Source organism: Psychrobacter sp. T6-1, from assembly GCF_052258445.1.
Map to the genome: position 1 here is coordinate 1 of NZ_JBQQFC010000451.1, position 1,452 is coordinate 1,452.

At 42.8% G+C, this 1,452-nt stretch carries 2 protein-coding genes and 1 pseudogene; all 3 read right to left on the minus strand.

The features are described 5' to 3' along the window. A partial coding sequence (locus ACTXGO_RS16400) for a catalase family protein (protein WP_459112935.1) occupies positions 1–614 on the minus strand: 614 nt, incomplete at its 3' end. 24 nt (positions 615–638) lie between these two features. Then, entirely contained in the window at positions 639–971 is a 333-nt protein-coding gene (locus tag ACTXGO_RS16405) for a hypothetical protein (RefSeq protein WP_443574912.1), read from the minus strand. A gap of 46 nt (positions 972–1,017) precedes the next feature. Continuing rightward, positions 1,018–1,452 (minus strand): annotated as a pseudogene (locus ACTXGO_RS16410) (Dyp-type peroxidase); the annotation flags it as partial.

Consider the following 1,452-nt stretch of genomic DNA (forward strand, 5'->3'; position numbering starts at 1 on the left):
ATAATCTCAAAGTTGCCATCATCAGGTACATCTTGGCATGGAATGGTCAAACGCGCGACGGTGACAAATGGCACATCTGACTCTTTCCATTCGGTGGTGATCTCCTCGATTGGCTGCTTTTTGAGATTACGACACAACTGAATATGAATATCAAACTGATAATCATGTTCACGAATCTCTTCTACAATTAGGGGACGAATTGCCTCTTCGCGAGCGTCTACCTTTACCTCACGGCGCGTTATCTTTTTGACGGAAGCTGCTGTAGGTGTGGCGCGTATCTTGGCCATGTAGTCGCCATGGCGCATTACACCCTGCGAATAAAAGTCATATAATAAAGTATTTTTTGGCTCAATAGTCGTAAAGCCGCCGATCGCTTTAAAGGTTTTTATTGACTCTTTGGTTGGCAGTCTAGAGCCGTAGTTGGTCAGCCAATTAAAAGCCAATTGTGCCTTGCCTAGTACGCCATTTTCCGTATATTTGGGCAACTCTAAAAATAGTTTTGACAGATAGGTATACTCTTGAATTCTATTGCAAAAGAAAACAGGATGATTGATGAAGTTGAAGTCAAAAGTCGTACTATCCTCTTCTCCTGGCGCTAACTTTACGCCCGGCACATCAAAAACCTTAATCGCTAAACCCTACGCAAATCCAAGTTTACGATCCGCAAATACTCTCGATGAACCGTTAGACAATCGAATCACAGCGTCATGAATGCCAGATTTGGCATAGAGACCTTGAGCGTACTCGGCAGGAATATCATCCAAGATCTCAAACTTGGCTTTTAATGCACAGTAACCTTTAGCATGAGCATCACGTGTATGGTAATTTATATCGCTAGCTTTATCGCTTCGAGCAATATAGCTTTTAATATCGTCAGTGATGGTACGAATATTGCGTTCATCTTCTGCATTAAGTTCAATATATTTTGAATCGTAGGGGACGTATTTTGTTTTAAATAACTTTTTTAGCATAAAAGATCCTCGTTTTTATTAGTTGAGTCGTGTCCATAGGTAAAGGTTAAGATAACTCGCTAATCCATTGTAGTGCTGACAAGCTTGGAATAAAGAAGTACTCGCCGCCATGCAAGGTATTAAAAGTTTCGATACCGTGATAGCGCCTGCGAATTGGATCAGCGGGTACGGTAAAGGTATCAGCATCACTGTCCTTATTAGCATCATGTAAGCCAACCATTGGGTCTTTTTCTTCCCCTAAGCTCATAAAGTTGCCATCATTAATCCACTGTGATTGTAAGAATTCTACGGTTTCCATCGCATGCGCGTTGATACCGATAAAGAACAGGCCGCGATCCTTACCATCGTCCTCGACTACCTCAGGTGGCACGACCTCGCCAAAACCAACACTACGTCTGACAATGCGGTGAATACGCACATCAGATAAGATAAAGTCTTTGCTATCGCGCGGATTCATGCGCCGTACGTGTGCGCCAAACGG